This window comes from Dokdonella sp. (genome assembly GCF_019634775.1).
Classification (GTDB): domain Bacteria; phylum Pseudomonadota; class Gammaproteobacteria; order Xanthomonadales; family Rhodanobacteraceae; genus Dokdonella.
The window spans coordinates 985637-1009939 of the sequence record NZ_JAHCAS010000001.1; the positions used below are offsets into that span (position 1 = coordinate 985637).

The 24303-nt window shown below is 67.6% G+C and carries 25 protein-coding genes and 1 riboswitch; of the genes, 11 read left to right on the forward strand and 14 right to left on the reverse strand.

The genetic code is table 11. The features are described from left to right. The first annotated feature begins 156 nt into the window (after positions 1–156). The gene (icd, locus tag KF907_RS04235) at positions 157–1404 is read left to right on the forward strand and encodes an NADP-dependent isocitrate dehydrogenase (RefSeq protein ID WP_291218512.1); all 1248 of its coding nucleotides are present in this window, start codon (positions 157–159) and stop codon (positions 1402–1404) included. An 84-nt stretch (positions 1405–1488) separates the two neighbouring features. Here icd and KF907_RS04240 read toward each other — a convergent pair whose 3' ends face one another. The 11 genes from KF907_RS04240 to KF907_RS04290 all read right to left on the reverse strand — a co-directional run bounded on the left by KF907_RS04240 (position 1489) and on the right by KF907_RS04290 (position 10089). Next, the gene (locus tag KF907_RS04240; protein WP_291218515.1) at positions 1489–1971 is read right to left on the reverse strand and encodes a hypothetical protein; all 483 of its coding nucleotides are present in this window, start codon (positions 1969–1971) and stop codon (positions 1489–1491) included. 17 nt (positions 1972–1988) lie between these two features. Beyond that, on the reverse strand, positions 1989–2309 hold the full coding sequence (locus tag KF907_RS04245) for a LysM peptidoglycan-binding domain-containing protein (protein ID WP_291218517.1): 321 nt from the start codon (positions 2307–2309) through the stop codon (positions 1989–1991). A gap of 130 nt (positions 2310–2439) precedes the next feature. After that, complete coding sequence (gene queF / locus KF907_RS04250; RefSeq protein WP_291218519.1) at positions 2440–3270, reverse strand: NADPH-dependent 7-cyano-7-deazaguanine reductase QueF; 831 nt, start codon at positions 3268–3270, stop codon at positions 2440–2442. Positions 3271–3463: 193 nt separating this feature from the next. Continuing rightward, positions 3464–4639 (reverse strand): ABC transporter permease, encoded by a 1176-nt coding sequence (locus KF907_RS04255; RefSeq protein WP_291218521.1) that lies wholly within the window; start codon positions 4637–4639, stop codon positions 3464–3466. After that, on the reverse strand, positions 4636–5370 hold the full coding sequence (locus tag KF907_RS04260) for an ABC transporter ATP-binding protein (protein ID WP_291218523.1): 735 nt from the start codon (positions 5368–5370) through the stop codon (positions 4636–4638). The genes KF907_RS04255 and KF907_RS04260 overlap by 4 nt, the downstream gene beginning before the upstream one ends. Next, the gene (locus KF907_RS04265) at positions 5367–6917 is read right to left on the reverse strand and encodes an alpha/beta fold hydrolase (RefSeq protein WP_291218525.1); all 1551 of its coding nucleotides are present in this window, start codon (positions 6915–6917) and stop codon (positions 5367–5369) included. Before KF907_RS04265 ends, KF907_RS04260 begins: the two co-directional genes overlap by 4 nt. Then, complete coding sequence (locus KF907_RS04270) at positions 6914–7363, reverse strand: hypothetical protein (protein WP_291218527.1); 450 nt, start codon at positions 7361–7363, stop codon at positions 6914–6916. Before KF907_RS04270 ends, KF907_RS04265 begins: the two co-directional genes overlap by 4 nt. Before the next feature lie 12 nt (positions 7364–7375). Next, positions 7376–7570, reverse strand: a complete 195-nt coding sequence (locus tag KF907_RS04275; protein WP_291218528.1) for a helix-turn-helix transcriptional regulator — start codon at positions 7568–7570, stop codon at positions 7376–7378. Further along, complete coding sequence (locus KF907_RS04280; protein ID WP_291218529.1) at positions 7567–7959, reverse strand: hypothetical protein; 393 nt, start codon at positions 7957–7959, stop codon at positions 7567–7569. Before KF907_RS04280 ends, KF907_RS04275 begins: the two co-directional genes overlap by 4 nt. A 94-nt stretch (positions 7960–8053) precedes the next feature. Continuing rightward, on the reverse strand, positions 8054–9343 hold the full coding sequence (locus KF907_RS04285; RefSeq protein WP_291218531.1) for a M50 family metallopeptidase: 1290 nt from the start codon (positions 9341–9343) through the stop codon (positions 8054–8056). Next, positions 9340–10089: an FAD-binding oxidoreductase gene (locus tag KF907_RS04290; RefSeq protein WP_291218533.1), complete on the reverse strand. Its 750-nt coding sequence runs from the start codon at positions 10087–10089 to the stop codon at positions 9340–9342. Before KF907_RS04290 ends, KF907_RS04285 begins: the two co-directional genes overlap by 4 nt. Positions 10090–10163: 74 nt before the next feature. On the opposite strand from KF907_RS04290, the gene KF907_RS04295 reads away from it, so the two are divergent. Continuing rightward, entirely contained in the window at positions 10164–11111 is a 948-nt protein-coding gene (locus KF907_RS04295; RefSeq protein WP_291218535.1) for an ABC transporter ATP-binding protein, read from the forward strand. Then, entirely contained in the window at positions 11108–11881 is a 774-nt protein-coding gene (locus KF907_RS04300; RefSeq protein ID WP_291218537.1) for an ABC transporter permease, read from the forward strand. The genes KF907_RS04295 and KF907_RS04300 overlap by 4 nt, the downstream gene beginning before the upstream one ends. Before the next feature lie 94 nt (positions 11882–11975). Here KF907_RS04300 and KF907_RS04305 read toward each other — a convergent pair whose 3' ends face one another. Further along, positions 11976–12719 carry a hypothetical protein gene (locus KF907_RS04305; RefSeq protein WP_291218540.1) on the reverse strand — a complete coding sequence of 248 codons (744 nt, stop codon included), beginning with the start codon at positions 12717–12719 and terminating at the stop codon, positions 11976–11978. 151 nt (positions 12720–12870) lie between these two features. Then, positions 12871–12980: riboswitch (yybP-ykoY riboswitch) on the forward strand. 58 nt (positions 12981–13038) lie between these two features. On the opposite strand from KF907_RS04305, the gene KF907_RS04310 reads away from it, so the two are divergent. From KF907_RS04310 to KF907_RS04325, 4 genes are all read left to right on the forward strand, one after another. After that, complete coding sequence (locus KF907_RS04310) at positions 13039–13632, forward strand: TMEM165/GDT1 family protein (RefSeq protein WP_291218542.1); 594 nt, start codon at positions 13039–13041, stop codon at positions 13630–13632. 112 nt (positions 13633–13744) lie between these two features. Then, the gene (locus tag KF907_RS04315) at positions 13745–14785 is read left to right on the forward strand and encodes a two-component system sensor histidine kinase NtrB (RefSeq protein ID WP_291218544.1); all 1041 of its coding nucleotides are present in this window, start codon (positions 13745–13747) and stop codon (positions 14783–14785) included. Further along, positions 14782–16176: a nitrogen regulation protein NR(I) gene (ntrC, locus tag KF907_RS04320; protein WP_291218546.1), complete on the forward strand. Its 1395-nt coding sequence runs from the start codon at positions 14782–14784 to the stop codon at positions 16174–16176. Before KF907_RS04315 ends, ntrC begins: the two co-directional genes overlap by 4 nt. 167 nt (positions 16177–16343) lie before the next feature. Beyond that, a complete protein-coding gene (locus KF907_RS04325; RefSeq protein WP_291218549.1) occupies positions 16344–16571 on the forward strand; it encodes a hypothetical protein in 228 nt (75 codons plus the stop codon). Between the two features lie 90 nt (positions 16572–16661). Here the strand turns inward: KF907_RS04325 and KF907_RS04330 are convergent, their stop codons facing one another. Then, a complete protein-coding gene (locus KF907_RS04330) occupies positions 16662–17468 on the reverse strand; it encodes a hypothetical protein (RefSeq protein ID WP_291218551.1) in 807 nt (268 codons plus the stop codon). A 65-nt stretch (positions 17469–17533) separates the two neighbouring features. Between KF907_RS04330 and KF907_RS04335 the strand changes: the two genes are divergently transcribed. The 4 genes from KF907_RS04335 (at position 17534) to KF907_RS04350 (ending at position 22788) form a co-directional block, all read left to right on the forward strand. Beyond that, positions 17534–18457, forward strand: a complete 924-nt coding sequence (locus tag KF907_RS04335) for a class I SAM-dependent methyltransferase (protein WP_291218553.1) — start codon at positions 17534–17536, stop codon at positions 18455–18457. Between the two features lie 17 nt (positions 18458–18474). Continuing rightward, positions 18475–19767 (forward strand): acetyl-CoA C-acetyltransferase, encoded by a 1293-nt coding sequence (locus KF907_RS04340; RefSeq protein ID WP_291218555.1) that lies wholly within the window; start codon positions 18475–18477, stop codon positions 19765–19767. Positions 19768–19828: 61 nt separating this feature from the next. Next, a complete protein-coding gene (locus KF907_RS04345; RefSeq protein ID WP_291218557.1) occupies positions 19829–21130 on the forward strand; it encodes an RDD family protein in 1302 nt (433 codons plus the stop codon). A gap of 104 nt (positions 21131–21234) precedes the next feature. Next, a complete protein-coding gene (locus KF907_RS04350) occupies positions 21235–22788 on the forward strand; it encodes an RDD family protein (RefSeq protein WP_291218559.1) in 1554 nt (517 codons plus the stop codon). A gap of 177 nt (positions 22789–22965) precedes the next feature. Here the strand turns inward: KF907_RS04350 and KF907_RS04355 are convergent, their stop codons facing one another. Next, positions 22966–24153, reverse strand: coding sequence for a putative peptide maturation dehydrogenase (locus tag KF907_RS04355; RefSeq protein WP_291218561.1), 1188 nt, complete (start codon positions 24151–24153; stop codon positions 22966–22968). Positions 24154–24303 lie beyond the last annotated feature (150 nt).

Below are 24303 nucleotides of genomic sequence, written 5' to 3' on the forward strand. Positions count from 1 at the left end.
CCGTCGCGCCTTGATCTGCGCCCGCACAGGACGGTGACGCCGTTGTGGAATTGACAAGAACATCCCTAGCGCTTTGCCACCCCACCCCCGGCGCGCGACAATACGCGTTCCCCGCGCACGCCTCCCGCCGCGCGACTTCCATCCCCGGAGACCCCCATGACCGCAGCATCCACCGCCGGCGCGAAGATCACCATCGCCAACGGCAAGCTCGACGTGCCCGACCAGCCGATCATTCCGTTCATCGAGGGTGACGGCACGGGGCCGGACATCTGGAACGCGTCGGTGCGCGTGTTCGACGCGGTGGTGGCGAAGACCTACGGTGGCAAGCGCAAGATCCATTGGCTGGAAGTGCTGGCCGGCGAGAAGGCGTTCAACGAAACCGGCAACTGGCTGCCGGATGCGACCGTCGATGCCTGCCGCGACTACCTCGTATCGATCAAGGGGCCGCTGACCACACCGGTCGGTGGTGGCATCCGTTCGCTCAACGTGGCCCTGCGCCAGATGCTCGACCTTTACGCCTGCGTGCGCCCGGTGCGCTGGTTCAAGGGCGTGCCATCGCCGGTGAAGGATCCGTCGAAGGTCGACATGACGATCTACCGCGAGAACACCGAGGACATCTACGCCGGTATCGAATTCCAGGAAGGCACCGATGAGGCGAAGAAGTTCGCTGCGCTGATCAAGGAGCACTTTCCGGAGCGTTACAAGAAGATCCGGTTTCCGGAATCCTCTGGCTTCGGCATCAAGCCGGTCTCGAAGGAAGGCACCGAGCGCCTCGTGCGCGCCGCGATCGAATACGCGATCGCCAACGATCGCGCCTCGGTCACCCTGGTACACAAGGGCAACATCATGAAGTTCACCGAAGGTGGCTTCCGCGACTGGGGCTATGCGCTGGCCCAGCGCGAATACGGCGCGGTCGAGCTCGACGGCGGCCCGTGGATGACCTTGAAGAACCCGAAGACCGGCAAGACGATCACCGTCAAGGACGCGATCGCCGACGCCTTCCTGCAGCAGATCCTGCTGCGGCCGGCCGAGTACGACGTGGTCGCCACCCTGAACCTCAACGGCGATTACCTCTCCGACGCACTGGCCGCGCAGGTCGGCGGCATCGGCATCGCCCCGGGCGGCAACATCAACTATGTGACCGGCCATGCCGTGTTCGAGGCCACCCACGGTACCGCGCCGAAGTATGCGGGCCTCGACAAGGTGAATCCCGGTTCGGTGATCCTCTCGGGCGAGATGATGCTGCGCTACATGGGCTGGAACGAAGCGGCCGATGCGATCATCGCGGCGATGGACAAGGTGATCGGCTCGAAGTACGTCACTTATGACTTCGCCCGCCTGATGGAAGGTGCCACCGAAGTAAAGTGTTCGGAATTTGCCGACCGTCTGATCGCCGCGCTCTGAGACGAAGAAGGGCGCCGTCGGCGCCCTTCAGGAAAAGCGCGGATCACGCCGCGCCCTTTTTGCTCGATCACGTTGTCGCCGGGCTTATTCGACCTCGAACGAGTCGCTGGCGACGGCGGTGCCGTCGAGGGTGATCTCGACCCTGTAGCTGCCGGCCGGCCAGCCGTCGGGCTTGGCGATGTGGAAGGTCGTCGTGGCCGGACCGGTGGGGGCGATGGTCTGGCTGCTTTCGTCGACGAGCTGGTTGTCGGCGCCGTAGGTCCAGCGTGCGCTGAGGGTGGCGCTGGCGGCGGTGCCGGTGGTGGCGACGCCGGCGTAGATCGTGTCGGTCTTGGCGAAGATCTTCTTCTCGCGGGTGACGGCCTTGGTCGCTTCGTCGAACTTTTCACCGACGCTCAGGCCGGCGAAGGCGACCGGAGCCGGCGCGGCGGGTGGTGCCTCGACCGGGGCCGGGGCCGGGGCCGGCGCGACGACCGGCGCGGGGGCCTGCTCCTTCTTGCCGCAGGCGGCAAGGGTGAGGCTGGCGAGGGCGGTGATGAGCAGTGGTGCGGGGCGGAACGAAGTCATGTTGGTCTCCGTATGTGTCAGGACTTGGCCGGGATCTTGAGGACCTGACCGGGCTTGATCCGGTCGGGGTTGTCGAGCTGGTCGGTGTTCGCTTCGAAGATCGGGCGCCACTTGTTGGCGTTGCCGTAGAAGTGCTTGGCGATCTTCGACAGGGTGTCGCCCTTGACGACCGTGTAGGTCTCCATTTCGGGCGGCGGTGGCGGTTCGACGATCGGCGCGGTCGATTCGACGCCGCTGCGGACATTGCTGAAGTCGGGCTTCGGCGCGGGTGCGGGTGCAGTCGAGGAGGCGCCGCTCTTCACGTTGGAAAAGTCGGGCTTTCCGGGTTCGTTGGCCATGATGGATGTCTCGGGGGCGTGATCGGGATGCCAACGGTACATCCAGTCCGAGTTAAGAAACCGTTCTGGTCAACGATGTTCACAGCCGCCGGGATCAATCCGAACGTCCCCAGAGCCTTGAGGGGGTGCTTCACTGGCGCGCGAGGCGAGGGTTGCCCGGGTCGGTGCCGGCTGCGCTGGCGCGCCAGGGATTGATGTCCAGACCGCCGCGGCGTGTGTAGCGGGCCTGCACGCGCAGGTGTTCGGGCGCGCAGCGCGCGAGCAGGTCGATGTAGATGCGTTCCACGCATTGCTCATGGAAATCGTCGTGGCGGCGGAATGAGACCAGGTAGCGCAGCAGGCCCGCGCGGTCGATCGGCATGCCGCGGTAGACAATCTGCACGCTGGCCCAGTCGGGCTGGCCGGTGACCGGGCAGTTCGATTTCAGCAGATGCGAGACGAGGTTCTCCTCGACTGCAGCGGCGCGGGTGTCGACGCGCAGGAAATCCGGGCATGGTGGACCGTAGTGGTCGATGTCCAGATCGAGGTTGTCGATGCAGATGCCGGCGAGCGAGGCGATGCGTGTGTCGACGAGCTCGTCGAGTGCATGCAGGGCGACATCGACATCGCCACCGCTGACCAGCGAGAGGTCGCGTGCGATCGTGGCGCGCACGGTTTCATGGTCGTCGAAGCGGGTCTCGTTGAAACTGTTGAGGTAGAGCTTGAGCGACTTCGATTCGATCAGGCTCGGCGAGTCGCACGGCACGTGGAACGTCGCGGTCGCCACCTGCGGCTTGCCGCGCGCGTCGAGCCAGGACAGTTCCCAGGCGTTCCATATATCGGCGCCATGGAGCGGCAAGGTGCCATCGATGTAGAGCTCGGCGCGCTTCGGCGCGCGCGCGATCGGAAACAGCAGGCCGGGGTCGTAGCAGTCGCTGCCGGTGACGGTCTTGCCGAGAGGCGAATCATGCGCGGTGTGCATGAAAGGGTTTCCTGCGCGCGGTGTCCGGGAGGCGGATCATGCCAAGAATGACCGCATTGCGGCGCCGGCCGCGCCGGCGAAATCGATGTGATCCGACCTTGCCTCCGCCCCCATGGACCTGGATCAGGACGACCTGCGTTGTCACCCCCTCCCCGCGAATGGGGAGGGGGTGTCCGGCCGCTGCGTTCCCGCACTACGCCGAAATCGCCAGGCGCTCGCTGCGGTAGACACGCGCGGTGATGAAGCAGATGACGAGGGCGGCGACGGTGCTGGCGGCGAAGCACAGCAGCAGTTCGTTGCTCGCCACCGGATCGCCGCGCAGTAGACGTGTTATCGCAACCTGCTGGCCCATCAACGGCACCGCATACATCCAGGTCTGCGTCTTCACCGGAAACACCGACATCAACAACGATGGCACGGCCGGCACGAACATCAGCAGCGAGAGATAGGTCTGCGCTTCGCGGAAGCTCTTGGCGAAGGCGGCGGCGAGCGTCTGCAGGGCCGCCACCAGCACCACCAGCGGCAACATGACGAGCATGGTCACCACGGCGAAGTCGAGGCCGATCGACAGGCTCATGCCGAGTTTGCCGGTGGGCAGGAACTGGCCGGAGATCGAGAACGCGACGATGCTGAGCATGAGTGCCGTCAGCGAGAACGCCGAGGTCGCGCCGAGCTTGCCGAGCAGCAGTTGGCTGCGCGGTACCGGGTTGGCGAACAGCGGTTCCAGCGATTGCCGCTCACGTTCACCGGCGGTGGTGTCGATGGCCAGGGCCATGCCGCCGATGAAGGCGCCGAGGATGAAGAAGTACGGCAGCATTGCGAACATCATGCCGCCACGCGCCTGCGCAGTGGACTGGTCGCGGTTGGCGATGACGAGTGGGCGGGTCACGTTCGGCGACAGGCCGCGGGCAACGATGCGCATCAACGCCGTGCGTTCGCCGTAGCTTTCGAGCATGCCGCGCAGGCGCGAGACCGAGCTGCCGGCTTCGCGCTGCGACTGGTCGTGGATCAGTTCGACCTGGGCCGGCTCGCCCTTGCGCCAGGCCTGTGCATAGCTGGCCGGGATGCGCAGCACGAGGTCGACCTCCTGCTCGCGCACGGCGAGCTCGGGATCGGCCGGCGGCTCCTTGATGTCCACACCCATCTGCTTCAGGGCCTCGACGAGCTGCGGCGCGTGCTCGGCACCGATCACCGGCACCGGCAAGGGCTTCTCGGCCTTGTCGAGCTCACGTGCGACGATGCCGTTGATCAGCAGGACGAACATCAGTGGGGCGAGCAGCGGGCCGGTCAGCAGCGTGTTGAGCACGGTGCGGCGGTCGCGGATGTTTTCGCGCACCTCTTTCAAGAAAACCGTGAGCATGGTCTTCATGCGGCGAGCCCTTCTGCGGAACCGATGATCTTCACGAAGGCATCCTCGAGGTTGTCGGAACCGGCCTGGGCGCGCAGCTCGTCCGGTGTGGCGTTGGCGACGACATGGCCGTGGGCGATGACGACGATGCGGTCACACAGCGCGGCAACCTCCTGCATGATGTGGCTGGAGAACAGCACGCAGCGGCCTTCGTCGCGCAAACGGCGCAGGAACTCGCGCATCGCGCGGGTGGCCATCACGTCGAGGCCGTTGGTGGGTTCGTCGAGGATGCAGTTCCTCGGGTCGTGGATCAGCGCGCGTGCGATCGCGGTCTTGACGCGCTGGCCCTGCGAAAATCCTTCGGTGCGGCGGTCGATGATCTCACCCATGTCGAGCGCCTCGACCAGCGCATGGCGGCGCGCGTCGATAGCGGCCTGGGTCATGCCCTGCAAACGGCCGAAGTAGTCGATGTTCTCGCGCGAAGTCAGACGCTTGTACAGGCCGCGCGCGTCGGGCAGGACGCCGAGGCGACGGCGCACGGCGAGCGGATCGATGGCGGCATCGATGCCGTCGACCAGCACCTGGCCGCGATCGGGTTTCATCAACGTGTAGAGCATGCGCAGCGTGGTCGTCTTGCCGGCACCGTTCGGGCCGAGCAGGCCGGTGATCTCGCCATCGCGTGCGGTGAAGCTGACCCCGTCGACGGCCTTCACCGCGCCGAAGGCCTTGTGCAGATCCTTCAGCTCGATCATGGCGTGCCTCCGTTGAAATCGATGAAGTGTGGCGTCGGGCCGAGGCGCTCGGCACAGGATGTGTCGAGTGCGGCCGGCTCGAGCTTGTCCATGAAGCGCCCGATCACGCCCGGCAGGCAGCCGCGACCCATGATCGAGTGGCCCTGGCCACGACCGAGGATGAACTTTGCGTTGGCGAGAGTCTTGACGATCTGTTCGCCGTAACGTGGAGGCGTGACCGGATCGAACTCGCCAGACAGCACGAGCACGGGTGCGTCGCCGCTGGCCGGTTCGTTGAAGTCGGCCGGTCGCTGGCCGCGCGGCCACACCGCACATTGCGCATTCCAGGCATCGACCAGTTGTGTGCCGAGCACGCTGTCCTTGGCAGCGGGGCGTCCGGATTGTGCCGGCAGGCGGTCGCCATCCTCGCTGCACAGCACCGACAGTTGCATGCCGTTGCCGACCAGCTCGTCGATGCCCTGCATCATCAGTTCGAGCTGGCCCGCCATGGGCGCGTCGTTGCCTGCGCGCGACTGGTGCACCGTCAACGGGATGAGCGCGGCGGTTTCCGGCGTGTACGCATAGAGGCGCACCAGGGCGGCAAGGCCATGGCCATCGAGGCGGCGCTCGCGGCGTGCCGCGGTGACCGGATCGGCAAAGTGCACACTGCGCGGTGCCGCGTTCAGTGAGTCGCGCAGGGTGATCAGGTCGGCGAATGGATCGGGGAAGGCCTTCGCGCAGGCAGGGTCGGCCTTGCACAGGTCGAACTGCGCCTTGAGGGCATCGTCGAGGTTGCGCGCGAACTCGCCACCGAGGACGAGCTCGTTCGGCACCGGACTGTCGAGCACGATGCTGCGCACACCTTCCCGGTGGCGCTTGAGGTACTGCTGGGCCACGCGCGTGCCGTAGGACACGCCGACCAGGTTGAACTTCGGCGCGCCGAGCGCCTGGCGCAATGCCTCGATGTCGGCCACCGCGTCGCTGGTCGTGTAGAAACGCGGGTCGGCCGTCTTCGACACTTCCTCGAGACAGGCTTGCGTGCGCGCGGTGATGCGCGCGGGATCGAAGTCGAGGGTGGCGTCCTCGTCTTCGTCGTTGGCGCATTCGAGCGGATTCGAGGCGCCGGTCCCGCGCTGATCGAGCAAAAGCACGTGACGCCGCTTGCGGGCCGGCTCGAGCGAGGCGGCGATCTGCGGCCAGGCGTTGACCGCCGACTGGCCGGGGCCGCCGGCGAGGAAGACGATGAAATCGTCATCGGCCGCTTCACGGCTCTCGATCAGGGCGAGCTTGAGCGCGATGCGGCGGCCGTCCGGCCTTGCGCGATCCTCGGGCACTTCGAATGGCGCGCAGAAGGCTTCGGTGGTCGCCCCCGAATGCTTCCGTTCGAGTTCGCAGGCGCTGAAATCGAGCGTGCCGAAACGGAATGCCTTGGCGCTGGCGGGGATGTGGTAACGGCCGCTCGCGCGTTGCGCCTCACCCGGCGATTCGGGCTTGTCACGGAAGTGACGGAGCGCGAACACGCCGGCGATGACGGCAGCGATGATCGCGTAGCGTACGGAGGCTTTCATGGACGGCGCACCTCGTCGTTGCGGTGTTCTTCGGGGGGTTCCTCGGTGGCGCCCTGCTGCCACCAGTAGCCGTAGCGCGCGCGCACCCACAACTGCGCGCCGACCCAGCAGAAGGCCATGATGAAGGCGGCGAGATATAGCGGCAATTCGATCGCTCCATACATGCCGATGAAGGTCAGCGCGGCGACGATGCCGAACGAAAGCGCGAAGGCGATCGTCATGGTTTCCAGCTCGATGCGCTGGCGCAGTTCGTCACGCCGACGCAGGCGCTGGAGTTCGACCCAGGCCATCCACGCCAGCGCCGGCAGCGGCAGCGCTCCGGCCAGTGCGCGCAGCCAGTGCGAATCGATGCGTGAGCTGAGCACGGCGGCGGCGAACACCGAGGCGAAATAGACCAGGGTCGGCAGCCAGGTGTCGGCGATGTAGCGACGCAGGATCGGGTTCATCGGCATCTCCTTTCACGCATCCGGCTCGAACACCTGCTCGATCGCGAGGCCGAACAGGCGCGCGATCGCGAAGGCCAGCGGCAGGCTCGGGTCGTACTTGCCGGTCTCGATCGCGTTGACGGTCTGGCGCGAAACCCCGAGCTCATCGCCGAGCTGGGCCTGCGACCAGCCGCGCGCGCTGCGCAGCTCACGGACACGGTTGTTCATTGGTAGCGCCGCGTGGTGTAGGCGGCGAAGGCGCCGTACAGCAAGGCGTAAGCCGGCAGCACCATCACCAGGGCATCGCCGGCTGCGATGTCGATCACGCGCGCGAGCACGAGCAGACCGAGGGCGAAACTGCCCAGCGTGAGCACCAGCGACGCCAACGCGAAGGCTTCGAGCTGGATGCGCCTCTGCAGCTCGTCGCTGTCGCGCACGAAGCGCAGCAGGGCACGTGCCGCGAACAGGATCGGCAGCGCCGGCAGCAGGGCCAGCGCGGCCCGCCCCCAGAGTGCCTGCACCAGCTTGAGCGCTTGCAAGGACAGCACGAGGGTGACGCAGTAGGCCGCCATCGCCGGCAGGAATTCACGGATGTAGCGTCGATGGACCTTCGTCATGGCCATGGCTCATGTCAAGGTAACTTGACAGCGAGCTTAGGCGGCGCGGACACACGTGTCAAGCGTCCTTTACACCCCGCTTTTGTGGCCGACTTCAGTCGCGATGCTCCGGCTTTGCTGCTCCGCTGCAGGGAAGCGTCGCGACCGAACTCGCGCCCACAACGTCCACGGCGGCCGGGTGGCGTGCGTCCAGGCGCGACTCGAGTGCGTCGAGCGCTTCGTCGACCAGCACGCCGGTGATCGCGTCGGGCACGCGCGCCGCCAAAGCCCGCGCCGTCGCCAGGGCCGCACGTGCTGCGTCGATGTCGCCTGAGAGTTCGGCCAATTCGGCGTCGAGCCAGGCATGTAGCGCGGTGTGGTCGAGCAGGCCGCCTGCGCACAGCGGACGCCAGGCGGCGAGCAGGTCGGGGTTGCGTTCGATGCGCGCGGCGAAGATCGCCATGTTGACGGCGAGGTGTGCGCGCATCGCTTCCGGCACGCGTGCGTGGCCGGCGGCGAGCAGGCGTGCGCAGCGACGCGCCAGGCACGCGTCGTCGGCATCCAGTGCGTGCACGAACACCTGCGAGATCGCATTGAGGCCGATCAGGTTCGGCGGCTCTTCGTCATCACCGGGCAGGTCCGGCAGCGCCTCGGCCGGCCAGTCGCGTGGGCGGACGCCGGCCATGCCGAGGGCCAGCGTCGCGCGTACGCGGCGCAGACGCTCGGCATCGGCCGATCTGCGGAACAGGTCGATGATGTTGCGTCCGTCCGAGCGCCAGCCCTGCGTCTCGAACGGCACGAGGTTGCTGAGGCCAAGCAGCGCGGCGACGCTGGCCGTGCCGATGACGAAGGCGGCGAACGGTGTCGAGGTGGTCACCAGCGGATGCGCGGCGAGCCCGAGCATCAGCGCGAACGTGGCGAGGTTCGCCATCGGTCCGCCGAGCAGGTAGATGCATTGGTCCAGGCGCGACAGGCCACGCTGGCCATGCGGCACCAGGATGGCAAAGCCGAGCAGGCCGAGCACGCGGCCGCCACGGCGCAGCCGCCAGCGGTCCAGGCTTCGCTCCCACCGCCACGGACCGACGCCGAAGGCGAGCGGTTGCATGCCGCGGGCGAGACCGGCGAGGGCATGTCCAGCCTCATGGATCAGCACCTGTGGCCAGATCGTGAGGACGACGAAGAGGGCGACCCAACGGAAATCCGCCACGCGCAGGGCCGCGGAGAAGGCCGCGCCGACGCCATGCTCGCCACCGAGCATGAGTCCGAGCACGGCGCCGCAGCCGCAGCCGCCGCCGATCCACATCGCGAGACGCAGCATGCCCTTCCACCACGGACTGCGCACGGGCGGCAGCGGCGGCGGTGGCGCATACGCCAGCGCATCCGTGGAGAGCGGCGTGTCGTTCACCGGCTGCTGACGTACTTCTCGCGGCGGATGTGTGCGACCGGCAGGCCGGCTTCCTTGAGCAGGGCGAAGGCCTGATCGACCATGTCCGGGTTGCCGCAGAGGTAGGCGATGTCCGCGTTCGCATCGGGCGCGAGTGCCTCGAGTGCGACCTGCACGCGGCCGTTGCGGTCGTTGCCTCGCGGCAGCGCACGCGGCCTGCGGCTGAAACACGGGTGGAAGCTGAAGCCGGGATTGGCCGCGGCGAACGCCTCGAACTCGTCGCCGTAGAGGAGCTCGGCTTCGCTGCGCGCGCCATAGACGAGGGCAAACGTGCAGCCGCGCTCGCGCACGAGTCGGGCGATCTGCGGCAGCATCGCGCGGTACGGCGTGACGCCCGTGCCGGTGGCGACCAGCAGATAGCGCGCGTTGCGGTCGGCGTCCATCAGGCAGAAGCGGCCGAACGGGCCGCTGGCCGTCACCGTGCCACCGATGTCGAGATTGCCGAGCAGGGCGGTCGCCGCGCCACCCTCGACATACGAGACCGCAATCTCGATCCGCTCGATCGGTGTCGCATCGCCGGCACCGACCGTGCCGACCGAATAGCTGCGCTTGGTCGGCTTGCCGTCGTCGTAATGGAAATGGATCTGGATGAACTGGCCGGGGATGAAGGCGAACGGCTTGCCGTCGTCGCGCGCGAAGGCGAGGTGACGAACCGTTGGCGCGAGCATGCGCGCGTCGACGAGGCGGAGCGTGAACGGTTCGGGCACGGCGGCGAGCGGGCGAAAAAATCGGCCAGCTATACTAGCAGGGCCATGCCGGCACTCCCTGCGGTACTTTCCCGATGAGCACCCTTCCCGCGCTCGACATCGTCGACCTGCGCAAGCGCTACGACGGTGGCGTCGAGGCCCTCAAAGGCATCTCGCTGAGCGTGCAGCCCGGTGACTTCTTTGCCCTGCTCGGGCCGAACGGCGCCGGCAAGTCGACCCTGATCGGCATCGTCAGCTCCCTGGTCAATGCGACCTCCGGCAGCGTGAGCGTGTTCGGCACGGACCTGTTCGCGGAGCGCAGCGCGGCGATGCGCATGATCGGCCTCGTTCCCCAGGAGATCAATTTCAACCTGTTCGAAAAGCCCTTTGACATCCTCGTCAACTACGCCGGCTTCTACGGCGTGCCGCGCGCCGAGGCGATTGCACGCGCGCAGGAGGAACTCAAGCGTGCGCAGCTCTGGGACAAGGCCCAAGTCATGTCACGCACGCTCTCCGGCGGCATGAAGCGGCGCCTGATGATCGCGCGGGCAATGATGACGCGCCCGCGCCTGCTCATCCTCGACGAGCCTACCGCCGGCGTCGACATCGAGATCCGCCGCGGCATGTGGCGCACGCTGCGTGAGACCAACGCGGCCGGCACGACGGTGATCCTGACCACCCACTACCTCGAGGAAGCCGAGAGCCTGTGCCGCAACCTCGCCATCATCGATCACGGCAACATCATCGAGCATGGACCGATGAAAGCCTTGCTGGCCAAGCTCGATGTCGAGGGTTTCCTGCTCGACATCGACGGTGGCCTGCCGGCGATGCTGCCGGCCATCGAGGGCGTACGCCTGGTGGCCGAGGACGCGCATACGCTCGACCTCGAGATGCCGCGCGCGATGGACTTGAACGGCGTGTTCGCCGCGCTCGACGCCGCCGGTATCCGCGTACGCTCGATGCGCACCAAGACCAACCGCCTGGAGGAACTGTTCATGCGCCTGACCGCGCAGGACGAGACCGGCGCGGAGGCCGCGGCATGAGTGCGCACCCCAACCTCGTCGCCCTGTTCACCATCACGCGCCGCGAAGTCGTGCGCATCCTGCGCATCTGGGCGCAGACCCTGGTGCCGCCGGCGATCACGATGACGCTGTATTTCCTCATTTTCGGCAGCCTCATCGGGCGGCGCATCGGCGACATGGGCGGCTACGACTACATGGATTTCATCGTGCCGGGCCTGGTCATGATGTCGATCATCCAGAACAGCTACGGCAACATCTCCTCGAGCTTCTTCGGCGCCAAGTTCGGTCGCCACATCGAGGAGCTGCTGGTCAGCCCGATGCCGAACTGGGTCATCCTCGGCGGCTACGTCGCCGGCGCGGTGTTGCGCGGGCTCATGGTCGGCGTGATCGTGCTCGGCATTGCCATGTGCTTCACGCGCGTGCGCGTGCCGCATCCATGGGTGATGTTCTCGACCGTGCTGCTTGGCGCGACGATCTTCTCGCTGGCCGGCTTCGTCAACGCCGTCTACGCGAAGAAGTTCGACGACGTCACCATCGTGCCGACCTTCATCCTGACCCCGCTGACCTACCTGGGCGGCGTGTTCTATTCGGTCACCCTGCTGCCCCCCTGGGCGCAGGCGGCGACCCATGCGAACCCGATCTTCTACATGGTCAACGCGTTTCGTTACGGTCTGCTCGGCGCCGCCGACGTGCCGCTCGCCATCGCCTATGCGCTGATGCTGGGCTTCACCATTGGTCTTGGCGCGCTGGCCCTGTGGCTGCTCAAGCGCGGCACCGGGTTGCGCAGTTGATCGGAGCCGGGAATGGGGAATCGCGCGATCGAAAACGATGCCCGACCTCTTCGTGAAGGGGCTCCTGCGGGGCATTGGATTCCTGGGAGCGACTTCAGTCGCGATCCCTTCCCGCCAGCGCACGCCGCCGCGCCGCACCCCATGCATTGAACGCCATGACCGCATAGGCGATGAACAGGATCGGGGCGAGCAATACCGACCAGATCGCGATGTTGACCACGATGAAATAGGCCTGGTCGTTCGGCGAACGCTGCTCCTCGCTGATGCCGGCCATGATGTTGAACACGACGTGTTCGAGGTTGAGCAGCGACAGGGCGACGACGATCAGCGTGATCGGCAGCAGCGTGGCAACCACGATGACGTGCGCGCGCAGCCCGGCCACGCGCGCCAGGAACCACGCCAGCAGGGCGACGCGCCAGCTCGCGACGATGGCGAGGAACCATGCATTCGTCGCCTGCGCCGCGTCGAGCGGCATGAAGCGCTCGACCGGGATCGCGTACAGCAGCGCCGGCGGCGCGGTCAGGGTGACGAAAACGAGCACGTTGCGGTACGACCAGCGTGCCGGCCGCAGCGGCATCAGCAGCAGCCACAGCACGAGCGCGAGCACGATGACGTAGGCCAGCGAGCCGAGGCCGAGGTGCTGCCACCATGCCGCGCGCGGACTGTCCCAGTAGCGGCCGATGCCGGCCAGCCAGGTGCAGGCGAGACCGAAGGCGAGGTAGGCGCGCCAGTGCGTTGCCAGCGCCGGCGACGGCCGGCGAAACGTCAGCACGCGCCAGGCATCGCGCACGATCGTCGACAGCGCAATCCGGGCGACGTGATCGGGCAGTGCATTCATGGCAATCCCGGTGCGTGCGATATCCCGGCGAGGCCCCGCAGGATATCGTGGAAAACAGCTCGGGATGCGGTCGTTTCCCACGCACATCAGGGCCACGAATCGGATCCCGAGCTTGTGAAGCCGATCCAGGCGCGCCTAGAATGCGCGCGCTCCAACGGGGAGTAGCCGCGTCCGGCGAACGGCCGGGCGGTGCGCGTCAACACACTTGGCGGACACGCCATGGCGCGCACGCATCTGCGACCGCCACGGTCGCCAGGTTTCGGCAAGACCGCTGGTTCACCGCGCAGATCCCGGGTCGGGGCCGCGCGCGTGGATCACCGTGTCTCCACCGCCCTGGCCCCCGGAGTTTCCCCTGCACGCCCTGCTGCTCTCCGCCGCCGCCGTCGCCATCGCCGAGATCGGCGACAAGACCCAGCTGCTCTCGCTGATCCTTGCCGCGAAATACCGCAAGGCGCTGCCGATCTGCCTCGGCATCTTCGTCGCGACGATCGCCAACCATGCGCTGGCTGGCGCATTTGGCAGCCTGGTTGCCGGCTGGCTTTCGCCGCAGACACTGAAGTGGATCGTCGCCGTCTCGTTCCTTGCCATCGCCGCGTGGACGCTGGTGCCGGACAAGGTCGATGACGCGGAGGAAGCGTCGAAGCTGCGCAGCCATGGCGTGTTTGCCGCCACCGTGGTCGCCTTCTTCCTTGCCGAGATGGGCGACAAGACCCAGGTCGCCACCGTCGTGCTGGCCGCGCAGTACGAACCGCTGTGGCAGGTCGTGGTCGGCACCACGCTCGGCATGCTGCTGGCCAATGTGCCGGTGGTCTGGCTGGGCGCACGCGTCGCGCGGAAGCTGCCGTTGCGCGCCGCGCGCTACGCCGCCGCGGTGCTGTTCGTCGGGTTGGCGGTGTGGATCGTGGCGAGGTGAAGCCGGAATTGGGGATTCGGGAAGAGCCATGGCGCTTCGCTTCGGCCGTGGCTTTACCCAATCCAGAATCCCGAATCCCCAATCCCGGCCCCGGGCGCACTAAAGTAGTGCAATGCCGGAGAATCGCACCACTGAGGCCCAAATCACGTCGGATGAGGCCGCGGAGTGGTTGCGCGTCTGCGCGACCGGACTGGCCGAACTTGATGGGAACCTCGATTTCTCGTGGTTGAACCCGGCGTTCACCGACCTGTTCGGCGGCGCGCGGCGCTGGCTTGGCATGAGCCTGGCCACGCTCGATGCCGGCTCCGGCGCGATCGTCGATGCCGCGCGGCGCGCGCAGACCGGGCAGCAGCGCATCGTCCTGCGCCAGGCGCGCCTGCATGGCGGCAGCGAAACCGGCTTCATCGGCGATCTCGCCTTCACACCGCTGGGCGGCGAGCGCCTGCTGCTCGAAGTGCACGAGGCGAACAGCGCCGGCGACGTCGGATCGGGCGCACTGTCGGAATCACTGCGCGGCTTCGCCCACGAGGTCAAGAACCCGCTCGCCGGCGTGCGCGGCGCGGCGCAACTGCTGGCGCGCCGGGTCGATCAGGCCGAGCTGGTCGAGCTGGCCGAGCTCATCATTGCCGAGAGCGACCGCCTCGCCACCCTGGCCGACCGCCTGCTGCGCGCCGGCGGCAAGCCGCGCATGGCGCGCGTCAACGTACACGAACTGCTTGAGCGGGTGGCCGTGCTGATCGGCGCCGAAGCCGAAGCACCGACCGTGCGTCGCGACTACGATCCGAGCCTGCCGACGGCGATCGGCGATGCCGATCGCCTCTACCAGTTGCTGCTCAATCTGGCGCGCAATGCCGTCGAGGCCGGCGCGCGCACGCTGACCCTGCGCACGCGCGTCGAATTCGGCATCCGCCTCGCTGATCGCCTGCGCCGCAGCGCGCTGCGCATCGACGTGATCGACGACGGTGCGGGCATCCCTTCCGGCCTGGCCGACACGCTGTACCAGCCGCTCGTCTCGGGCCGCGCCGATGGCACCGGCCTCGGTCTCGCGCTCGCCCAGGAAATCGCCCGCGGCCATGGCGGTGAACTGCGCCACGCGAGCCGGCCGGGGGCGACCCAGTTCATCCTGTTGTTGCCGTTGGAGCTGCCGGCATGAGCGAGGCCTGGATCGTCGACGACGACCGTAGCGTGCGTCTGGTGTTGAGCGCCGCGCTGCGCGATGCCGGTCTGGTTGCGCGCGAGTTTGCCGATGCCGAAGCGGTGCTGGCGGCACTCGAGGGCGCGCGACCGGACGTGCTGTTCACCGACGTGCGCATGCCCGGCGCGAGCGGACTCGATCTGCTGGGTGCACTCGCCGCGCGCGCGCCGCGCGTGCCGGTCGTGGTCATGAGCGCATATACCGATGTGGCGACGACGGCCGCGGCCTACCGCCACGGCGCCTTCGACTATCTGCCCAAGCCGTTCGACCTCGATGATGCGGTCGGCATCGCCGAGCGCGCGCTCGCCCAGGTCAGCGCCGACCCGCTGCCGGCGAAGCGCGTGGCCGAAGTTGCAGAGGCCGAGCTGATCGGCACGAGTCCAGGCATGCGCGAGCTGTTCCGGGCGATCGGCCGTGTCGCCGCAAGCGGGCTTAATGCGCTGATCACCGGCGAGACCGGCACCGGCAAGGAACTCGTCGCGCGCGCCCTGCATCGCGAGAGCGCACGCGCGCAGCGCATCTTTGTCGGCCTCAACACCGCGGCGATCCCGGCCGACCTGCTCGAGTCGGAGCTGTTCGGCCACGAGGCCGGCGCCTTCACCGGTGCACACAAGCGTCAGACCGGCCGCTTCGAACAGGCCGAGGGCGGCACCCTGTTTCTCGACGAGATCGGCGACATGCCGCTGCCCTTGCAGACGCGCCTGCTGCGCGTGCTCGCCGCCGGCGAGTTCTACCGCGTCGGCGGGCGCGAGCTGATCCGCGCCGACGTGCGCGTGCTCGCGGCCACCCATCAGGACCTCGAAGCCAAGGTCGAGCGTGGCGAGTTCCGCGCCGACCTGCTGCATCGCCTCGACGTGCTGCGCGTGCATGTGCCACCGCTGCGTGAGCGCCGTGACGACATCGCCGCGCTCGCCGCGTACTTCCTTGCCCGTGTCGCCGCCGAGACCGGCGCGGAAGCGAAGCACTTCGCCCAGCCCGCACTCGCCGCCCTGCGCGAATACGCCTGGCCCGGCAATGTGCGCCAGCTCGAGAACCTGTGCCGGCGCCTCGCCGTGCTCGCCAGCGGCCGCGTCATCGGCCTCGCCGACCTGCCGCCCGAGATGCGCAGCGCGAGCGCCACGCGCCGCCCGGCCTGGAGCCGCGCGCTGGCCGAATGGGCCGAGCAGGAACTCGCCGGCGGCGCGCCGGACCTGCACGCCCGCGCGCTCGCCGAGTTCGAGCGTGTGCTGCTCGATGCCGCCCTCGTTGCCAGCAAGGGCCACCGCCAGAACGCCGCGCGCGCCCTCGGCCTCGGCCGCAACACGCTCACCCGCAAGCTCGGCAGCTCGCGCACTCGGCGGCCGAAGTGAGATGCCTGCACCGCTTCTTCCGGTGCTTCGGCATTGCCACCATAGGCCCTGATCGGCCTGTTCCTGCTCGACGCAGGCGTGCATCGCCTGCTTGGTCCGATCGCGGCGCAGCGTGCCGCGCTGACCGCACTGGAAGCGGAAAGGAATGCGCCGTGCGAGGGGCGAACGTGTTCGCCCTGTTCGGGCTGATGCGTTTCGACCTGCCCGATGCCGACATCGAACGCATCGCCGCGGACGACGTGCGCGAAGCCGGGGCGCGGGTCGCGGCCGGGCGCAGTCTCGAGGATCTGGTGCCGGCGGATCGTCCTTTGCTTGACGCGCCAGCCAAGGGAGATCCGGGCTTGTGCCAAGCCCACTTCGTTGCTGAAGCCGCAGAACGGATTCCTTGGGCTTGATCAGAGCATCCCTTGCGGGAGCGGCTGCAGCCGCGATCGGCAGCATCGGTGATGGTGCCGACTCGATCGCGATTCTTTCACGCCACGCACCTACGCCGAGAACGCCGCACCATCGATGTCGAGAGCGATGCCGTGCGCGGCGAGGATGGCGCGGCATTGCGCGCGGCGGGTGCGGTCACTCGAGCGCAGGTGGGCGCGGCCGCCACGCCAGGCAAGCGTTTCATTGGCGTCGAGCGCGACCGTTTCCTCGCGTTCGGGCGAGAGCAGCGCGACTTCGATGATCTGCCAGAGCGCGCCGAGCCCGGCGTGCTGGTATTGACTGCAGGCCATTGCGCAGAGATCGAAGGTGGTGAGGTGACGCGCGTGCGTCACTTCGATGCCGAATGCCTCGCCGACCGCCAGCGACAGCGCGGCGTCGGCGAGGCCGTGTTCGAGCAGTTCGAGCTCGAGCTGGCGGCCGACGTCGGCGACCGTGGCCGGTGGTCCGGCCAGCAGCCAAGGCAATACCAGCAGCGGACTGCCGTAAAGGCTTGCTTCCGGCGCGAGTGCTGGCGCCGGCGGGCGACCTTGGTGTGCGCCGAGGGCGATGATGCGGCCCGTGTCGTGGGCGGCCGGCAGGCGATCGAGCGCATCGGCGAGCGCGGCGTACAGCGGCCAGCGTGGACGCAACAGCTGGGCCTGGTCGTAGAGCGCACCGACGGCGACGAGGTCGAGTTGCGCGGCGCCACCGGCGTGGCGGGCGAGATCGGTGGCGAGCATCCCGATCAGTCGTTCGGCATCGTCGCGACCGAGCAGCGGATGCGCGGGTGCGCACGGGCCCGCGCATTCGATGGCAAGCAGGGCGGTGACATGCGAGAACGCGTGCGCGGCAGCGGAAAAGGACGATGAAACAGGCACCGGTTCGGTTTCCGCGGCAGGGGCCGCAGTGTAACATCGCAGGCCCGATTGGCCGCGCAAGCCCCATGGAATCGCAGAAGAACTACAAGAATTTCTGGAACGAAAAGGCATCCACGCCGACTGGCGCGTTCATTGCCGTCGATGGCAGCACGAATGAGGAGACGGCGCGCCTGACCGGCCGCTACAGCGCACGCCAGGTGAGCCTCGCTCTTGATCTGCAGCCTGGCGACCGCGTACTCGAGCTCGGCTGTGGAGTCGGCCGCATCGGTCGTGAAATCGCCCCGCGTGTCGCCCACTGGGAAGGCTGCGACATTTCCTCGAACATGCTCGGCGTCGCCCGCCAGCGCCTGGCCGGCCTGCCGAATACCGGCTTCACCGAACTGCACCGTTCCAGCCTGCAGCCGCTGGCCGATGCGAGCTTCGACAAGGCGTATTGCGTTGCCGTGTTCATTCACATGGACAAGGAAGATTTCTACCTGTATCTCGAGGACATGGCGCGCGTGCTGAAACCCGGCGGCCTGTTCTATTTCGACGTGTGGAACATGGCGAGCGCGGTCGGCTGGAGGCGCTATGCGCTCGAGATCAACCAGTACCGTACCGCCGATCCGGCACAGCGCAAGGATGTTGCGCGCAACCAGTTCTCCTCGCCCGAGGAAGTGCGCGTCATGCTCGACCGTGCCGGCTTCGACCTCGTGCTCGAACTCGCCGATTCGCCGTGGGTGCAGGCCATCGGCATGCGTCGCGGCGGTGGCGATCTCGTTGCGCGGCGCGCGCAGGCGCAGCGCGATGCCGCGCGCATCGCCTACACGCCTCTGTGGACGGAGCTGTTCGATGGCTTGCTTGATGTTGTCACCGGCAAGTGCGAACCGTCGTCCATGTGGAAAGTGCTCGCCGATGACGCGCGCGGCGAGGAGATTCCGATGTTCCGTGCGTGGTATCACGGTCTGTGGAAGGTGAACGAGAACGCGTGGGGCCCGGCCCCGAACTGATCGACGGAGATGCGTTGATGGCCAAGCCTGCTGTCCAACCGAACCGCGTAGGCGTCATCGGGGGCGTGCGCATTCCGTTCTGCCGCAACAACAGCGTTTACGCCGACATCGGCAACTTCGGCATGTCGGTGAAGACGCTTGGCGCGCTGGTTGAACGCTTCGGCCTGCACGGCGTCGAACTCGGCGAGGTCGCCTTCGGCGCGGTCATCAAGCACGCTTCGGAGTGGAACCTCGCGCGCGAGGCGACGCTGTCGTCGGGTCTGGCGCCGACCACGCCGGGCATCACCTCGGCACGTGCCTGCGGCACCGGTCTCGACAATGCGCTGGCCATCGCCCACAAGATCGCCAGCGGCCAGATCGAGGCCGGCATCGGCGGCGGCAGCGACACCACCAGCGATGTGCCCATCGTCTACGGCCGGGCCTTGCAGCAGCGCCTGCTGTCGGTCAATCGGGCGAAGTCGGTCGGTGACAAGGTCAAGGCCGCCGTACGCGGCTTCTCGTTCGGCGAACTCAAGCCTTCCTTCCCCGGCGTCGCCGAGCCGCGCACCGGCAAGTCGATGGGCGAGCACACCGAGATGATGGCGCGCGAATGGAAGATCACGCGCGAGGAGCAGGACCAGCTCGCCTTCGAGAGTCACCGCAAGGCCGCAGCGGCCTACGAGCGCGGCTTCTTCAAGGATCTCGTCGTGCCGTTCCGCGGCATCGAGCGCGACAACAACCTGCGCGCCGACACCACGCTGGAAAAGCTCGCCACACTCAAGCCGGCCTTCGACAGAACCTCGGGCCAGGGCACGCTGACGGCGGGCAATTCGACACCGTTGACCGACGGCGCCTCGGCCGTGCTGCTGGCCAATGACGAATGGGCGAGCAATCGCGGCCTGCGCGTGCAGGCTTGGATCACGCACTCGGCCGTCGCCGCGGTCGATTTCACGCATGGCGAAGGCTTGCTGATCGCGCCGGCGATCGCTGTCTCGCGCATGCTCGACAAGGCTGGCCTGAGCCTGCAGGACTTCGATTTCTACGAGATCCACGAGGCGTTCGCCGCGCAGGTGCTGTGCACGCTGCGAGCCTGGGAGTCGGCGGATTACTGTCGCCAACGCCTTGGCCGCGAACGACCGCTCGGTGCGATCGATCCGGCCAAGCTCAATGTCAACGGTTCCAGCCTGGCGCTCGGCCATCCTTTCGCCGCGACCGGAGCGCGCATCGTCGCCACGCTGGCCAAGCTGCTCGAGGACAAGGGATCGGGCCGCGGCCTGATCTCGATCTGCACCGCCGGCGGCATGGGCGTGACGGCGATCCTCGAACGCTGAAGTTTCACGCCGGAGGGTCACGCGTGGGGCGTGACGGCTGTCTGTCCACCAGGGGAACACGATGCCGCGACATGTCCTGATCCTGACGGGCGCCTTGCGTCCCGGTTTCGACGCCGCCAGCGTGTGGAGCGACATCGCCGCCTATCTGCGCATCGATCTCGCGCGCCTGCATACCGATGTGCGCGCACGTGCCCCGGTCATCATCAAGGAAGAACCCGAGCGCGCGCGTCTCGAGTCGCTGCGTGGCGAGATCGAGCGTCGCGGCGCCGAGGCCGAGATCCATGCGGCCGAAGGAAGCGAACGCCTGTTCGTGCTGATCGACAACGTGCCGCGTGGTCCGGTCGTGCCGGCCTTCGTCGCCGAGCAGGTGCGCCGCGGCCTGTTGCCGGCGGATGTACGCGTCGCCGTGGTCGGCACCCAGACCTGGACGGCCTTTGTCGCACCGTCCCCGGCACCACCCCCGGCTCCCGACACTGGCACCGTTCCCGCCGTGTTCGCCCTCGATGCCGGCACCGGCACGCACATGCAAAGCGAAGCCTTGCCGGCCGGCGCGGCGATCCATGCCGGTTTCTGGCGCCGCGTCGCCGCCTACCTGATCGATTCGCTGATCCTGTGGTTGCCCTCGGTGATCATCGGCATCGTACCCCTGCTCGGCTGGATCGCCGTCATGGTCGGGCGTTGGCTGTACTTTGCCCTGATGGAAAGCTCGCCGCAGCAGGCCACCCTCGGCAAGCTCGCCATGGGCATCAAGGCCACCGACGACTGCGGCAACCGTCTTGATTTCGGCCGCGCCACCGGCCGCTATTTTGCCGGCGCGCTATCGACCCTGATCCTCTACATCGGCTACGCGCTGGTCGGCTGGACCGCGCGCAAGCAGGGCCTGCATGACCTCGTCGCCGGTACCTGCGTGGTGTTCCGCGAGGTCGAACCAGGTCGCCCGCTGCCGACCGTGCGCCGGCCGATGCCGTGGTACGGCTGGTTGGTCAATATCCTGCTGATGCTGCTGATTCCGGGCGCCATCCTCGCCGCGATCGCACTGCCGGCCTATCAGGATTACCTCACGCGCGCGAAGGTCGCGACGGCCGTGGCTTCGGTGGCGCCCCACAAGATCGATGTCGCCGAGGCCATCGCCAGAGGCGATGCTTGTCCGCAAGGCCGGCGCGAGGGTACCGATGCACAGGTCGCCTCGGTGGTGTTCGCCGGCGACGCTCCGGCGTGTTCCTTCACGATGACGTTCGCCGGGGTGGCGGCGGTTCCGGCGAGCCTGCGCGGGGAGACCATCGAATGGACCTACCGCGGCGATGGCGACTGGACCTGCATGACCACGTTGCCCGGCAGGCTGGCGCCGCGCGAATGCCGATGATGCGTCGACGCGTGCATCGACGTCGCCTCGCGGCGATACTTCGCGGCAGGTCGTGCCGGCAGCGGCGCAGCAATCACCAAGTCCGATGAGGGGGAAGGGGAACGATGGACACCATCAAGCATGCCTTGGTCCTGACCGGCGAAGTCCAGCCGGGTTTCGTCGCCGATCAGGTCTGGCCAGCGTTGGCCGCATATTTCCGCATGGAGCCTGAGCGACTGCGCAACGAGTTGCTCGCGCGCGCTCCGATCTCGATCAAGGAAAGCGACGACCTCGCCAAGTTGCAGGGTCTGCAATCCGGCGCTGCTGCTGCCGGCGCGGTTACCGAGCTGCACGCGATCGGCCCCGACGGCAGCGTGTTCGTGCTGGTCGGCAACACGCCGCGCGGCCCCGTGCCGACCAGCTACGTCGAACAGCGCGTGCGCAGCGGCGCCTGGCCGTCCGACATCAGCATCGCCTCGGTTGGCAGCTCCGCCTGGCGGCCGTTCATCGCGCCATCCGCAGCGCCCGCGCGCGTGCCGCCACCGGACCAGCAGGCCACGGTCGCCTTCAGCGCGGTCAATCCCGGTGCCGCCGCGCCGGCTGCCGACCTGCGCACGGTCGCGGCTGCGCCCGGCACGCCGATGCGACCGGTGGAACCGTTGGCCGGTAGCGCCGGCCTGCTGCCCGAGGGTCTCATCGTCCATGCCGGATTCTGGCGGCGCTTCGCGGCCTATTCGCTCGACTCGCTGATCCTCGGCGTCCCGTTCGCGCTGATCTTCGGTCTGCTCGTCTACCAAGGCTTCAAGGCGGCGTTCTCTGGCGAGAACCCGGGTGGCATGTTCGTGCTGCTCTACTTCTTGTTCTACGTCGCTGCGATCGTCGGTTCGTGGCTGTACTTCGCCAAGTTCGAAAGCGGCGCCCACCAGGCCACACCTGGCAAGCGCATGATGGGAATCAAGGTCACCAGCACCAGCGGCCAGCGCATCAGCTTCGGCCGCGCCACCGGCCGCTTCTTCGCCAAGATCGTCACCAACCTGATCCCGTTCGGCATCGGCTGGATGCTGGCCGGCTGGACCGGCCGCAAGCAGGCCATCCACGACATGATGGCGACGACTTGCGTGGTGTTTCGCGAGGTCGAGCCTGGTCGTCCGATGCCGACCACGCGCCCGCCGATGCCGTGGTACGGCTGGGTGCTGAACATCCTGCCGTTCGTGTTTGCCCTGCTCGGCGCGGTCGCCTACGGCTGGTTCATGGCCACGCTGCTCGGCGGCATGAGTTCCATGTCGCGCGATCTCGGCAACATGGACATACCCGACATGGGTGGAACGGACTACAGCACGACGATGTCGAGCAGCAGTTCGGATGCCGACAGGGCCGCTGTGCAGATCGGCCTGAGCGCCATCCTGCCCGAAGTCACCGCGCTTCAGCTCGAAGCAGCGGAAGCCCTGGCCTCGACCGGCGAGTGCGCGAGCGACACGCGCGCCTCGTCGAACACGTGGATCGGGATGATCGAGCTCGGTGGCGCGGCACCGGATTGCACGATAACGGTGCGCCTGTCGGCCTCGTCCGACATCCCCTTCGCCGCGCGCATCGAGCGCATCGAGTGGACCTGGACCGGCAGTGACTGGGCCTGCTCGTCGAGCATGGATTCGAGCTACCTGCCCTGGCCGTGCGACTGACCGGCAACGCCTGAACGGGGTGGGACGAGGGCCGGTGATGCGCCGTGGTCGAACGAGCCCTTCACCGCTTTGCGGGAGAAGGGCTCGTCGAATCCCTGCGGGATCCGCAGCTTTGCGCCACCCCCGGTCAGGGGACGTGGTGGAATGAACGCGGCTTGCCTCCGACGAAGGTGACGCCTACCGCCCTGGCGCGTCCATCGCACCGACGGGCCACACCGCGCCGAGCGGATCGAACTCGGTCTCGTCGATGTGCTCGCCGCGCCAGCCGAAACCGCAAATGGCGATCACGCCTTCCCGCGCAGGATCGAGCGCGAACATGCGCTCGATGTCGACTTCGTTGACCGCGGCGGTGACGAATGCGGCAAGGCCGCATTCGGTGGCGGCGAGATAGACCATCTGCGACAGGTGGCCGGCATCGAGGATGACCGCACGGTACGCCTTGGCGTGGTCACGATATTTCCAGAACGTGCGGCGGAAACGCGCGGCCAGCACGACGATGACCTGGGCGTCCATGAAATGACGCTGGCCGGCAACGAGACGCAGGGCAAGCGCTGCGGTTTCGGCACGATCGATCGCACGCAGCGGCTCGAGCGCATGGTCGATCGGGTGATAGTGGTAGAGGCCGGGTTGCACGCCCTCGACCTCCTGCACGAGCAGATAGGCGCCGGTCGAATGCAGGCCGCCGGCCGAAGGTACGGCGCGCTTCATCACCCGAATCCCGGGCTGGTCGCTGACCGCGCGCGCGCCGAATGCGCGGAACAGGGTCTGCGCAAACAGGTCCTGCGGCACGGCTCGTCCGCGTGCGTAGTTGCGGCAGGTCACCCGCGTGCGGACCAGCGATTCGAGCGGCGTCGCAGCGCCACGGGCCAGGGCGATGCGCTCGCCTGCGGCGCAATGCTCACGTACCGGCGCCTCCGGTGCGCCGAGTTGTTCGAGCAGGCTGCGATCGGTCTCGCGTCCGCAGCGGCGTTCGGCCTCGAGCGTATCGATGCCTGTCCAGCGCGTATGACGGTGATGCACCGCCGATAACGCGCGCCAGTGGCCGGCGCGCACGGCTTCGTCGGATGTCCGCGCGGTCACATGTGCTTCGTCGTCGGCGACGAGCAGGCCGTGTTCGAGCAGCTTTCCGACGACATCGACGCCGTGTTCGCTGCGCAACGATTCGAGGGGTTGCCAGGCATCGGCCGACAACCGGCCCAGCGCGACGACGTCGCGTTCGTCGAGCACGATCTCGTCGTCGAGATGCGCAGCCAGCGCGATCCACTCACGTCGCAGCACCAGGCCGGTTCCACCGGACAACAGGCTGGCAAGATCGAAATCACAGGTTTCACGCGGCTCGATGAAGAGCACGGAACAGCGACGCACGCGCATCGTCGAAGCTCGGGAGGGGGGTAGCGGCGAGCCTACACCGTCATGGCGATCATCGGTCACGCCACGGCGCATGGATGAACCGGACGGTGATCTCGTCCCGGGTCGCGCACATGAAGGGTTACACTGTCCGTGCCAGGGTGACCT

What these genes read in the sequence shown, in the direction of transcription:
- KF907_RS04315 (WP_291218544.1), top strand. Translation starts at nt 13,745, where the DNA reads ATGCCGGAGAATCGCACCACTGAGGCCCAAATCACGTCGGATGAGGCC.
- KF907_RS04260 (WP_291218523.1), bottom strand. Translation starts at nt 5,370, where the DNA reads ATGATCGAGCTGAAGGATCTGCACAAGGCCTTCGGCGCGGTGAAGGCC.
- KF907_RS04280 (WP_291218529.1), bottom strand. Translation starts at nt 7,959, where the DNA reads ATGACGAAGGTCCATCGACGCTACATCCGTGAATTCCTGCCGGCGATG.
- KF907_RS04245 (WP_291218517.1), bottom strand. Translation starts at nt 2,309, where the DNA reads ATGGCCAACGAACCCGGAAAGCCCGACTTTTCCAACGTGAAGAGCGGC.
- queF (WP_291218519.1), bottom strand. Translation starts at nt 3,270, where the DNA reads ATGCACACCGCGCATGATTCGCCTCTCGGCAAGACCGTCACCGGCAGC.
- KF907_RS04350 (WP_291218559.1), top strand. Translation starts at nt 21,235, where the DNA reads ATGGACACCATCAAGCATGCCTTGGTCCTGACCGGCGAAGTCCAGCCG.
- KF907_RS04345 (WP_291218557.1), top strand. Translation starts at nt 19,829, where the DNA reads ATGCCGCGACATGTCCTGATCCTGACGGGCGCCTTGCGTCCCGGTTTC.
- KF907_RS04255 (WP_291218521.1), bottom strand. Translation starts at nt 4,639, where the DNA reads ATGAAGACCATGCTCACGGTTTTCTTGAAAGAGGTGCGCGAAAACATC.
- ntrC (WP_291218546.1), top strand. Translation starts at nt 14,782, where the DNA reads ATGAGCGAGGCCTGGATCGTCGACGACGACCGTAGCGTGCGTCTGGTG.
- KF907_RS04295 (WP_291218535.1), top strand. Translation starts at nt 10,164, where the DNA reads ATGAGCACCCTTCCCGCGCTCGACATCGTCGACCTGCGCAAGCGCTAC.
- KF907_RS04240 (WP_291218515.1), bottom strand. Translation starts at nt 1,971, where the DNA reads ATGACTTCGTTCCGCCCCGCACCACTGCTCATCACCGCCCTCGCCAGC.
- KF907_RS04340 (WP_291218555.1), top strand. Translation starts at nt 18,475, where the DNA reads ATGGCCAAGCCTGCTGTCCAACCGAACCGCGTAGGCGTCATCGGGGGC.
- icd (WP_291218512.1), top strand. Translation starts at nt 157, where the DNA reads ATGACCGCAGCATCCACCGCCGGCGCGAAGATCACCATCGCCAACGGC.
- KF907_RS04265 (WP_291218525.1), bottom strand. Translation starts at nt 6,917, where the DNA reads ATGAAAGCCTCCGTACGCTACGCGATCATCGCTGCCGTCATCGCCGGC.
- KF907_RS04305 (WP_291218540.1), bottom strand. Translation starts at nt 12,719, where the DNA reads ATGAATGCACTGCCCGATCACGTCGCCCGGATTGCGCTGTCGACGATC.
- KF907_RS04275 (WP_291218528.1), bottom strand. Translation starts at nt 7,570, where the DNA reads ATGAACAACCGTGTCCGTGAGCTGCGCAGCGCGCGCGGCTGGTCGCAG.
- KF907_RS04300 (WP_291218537.1), top strand. Translation starts at nt 11,108, where the DNA reads ATGAGTGCGCACCCCAACCTCGTCGCCCTGTTCACCATCACGCGCCGC.
- KF907_RS04270 (WP_291218527.1), bottom strand. Translation starts at nt 7,363, where the DNA reads ATGAACCCGATCCTGCGTCGCTACATCGCCGACACCTGGCTGCCGACC.
- KF907_RS04335 (WP_291218553.1), top strand. Translation starts at nt 17,534, where the DNA reads ATGGAATCGCAGAAGAACTACAAGAATTTCTGGAACGAAAAGGCATCC.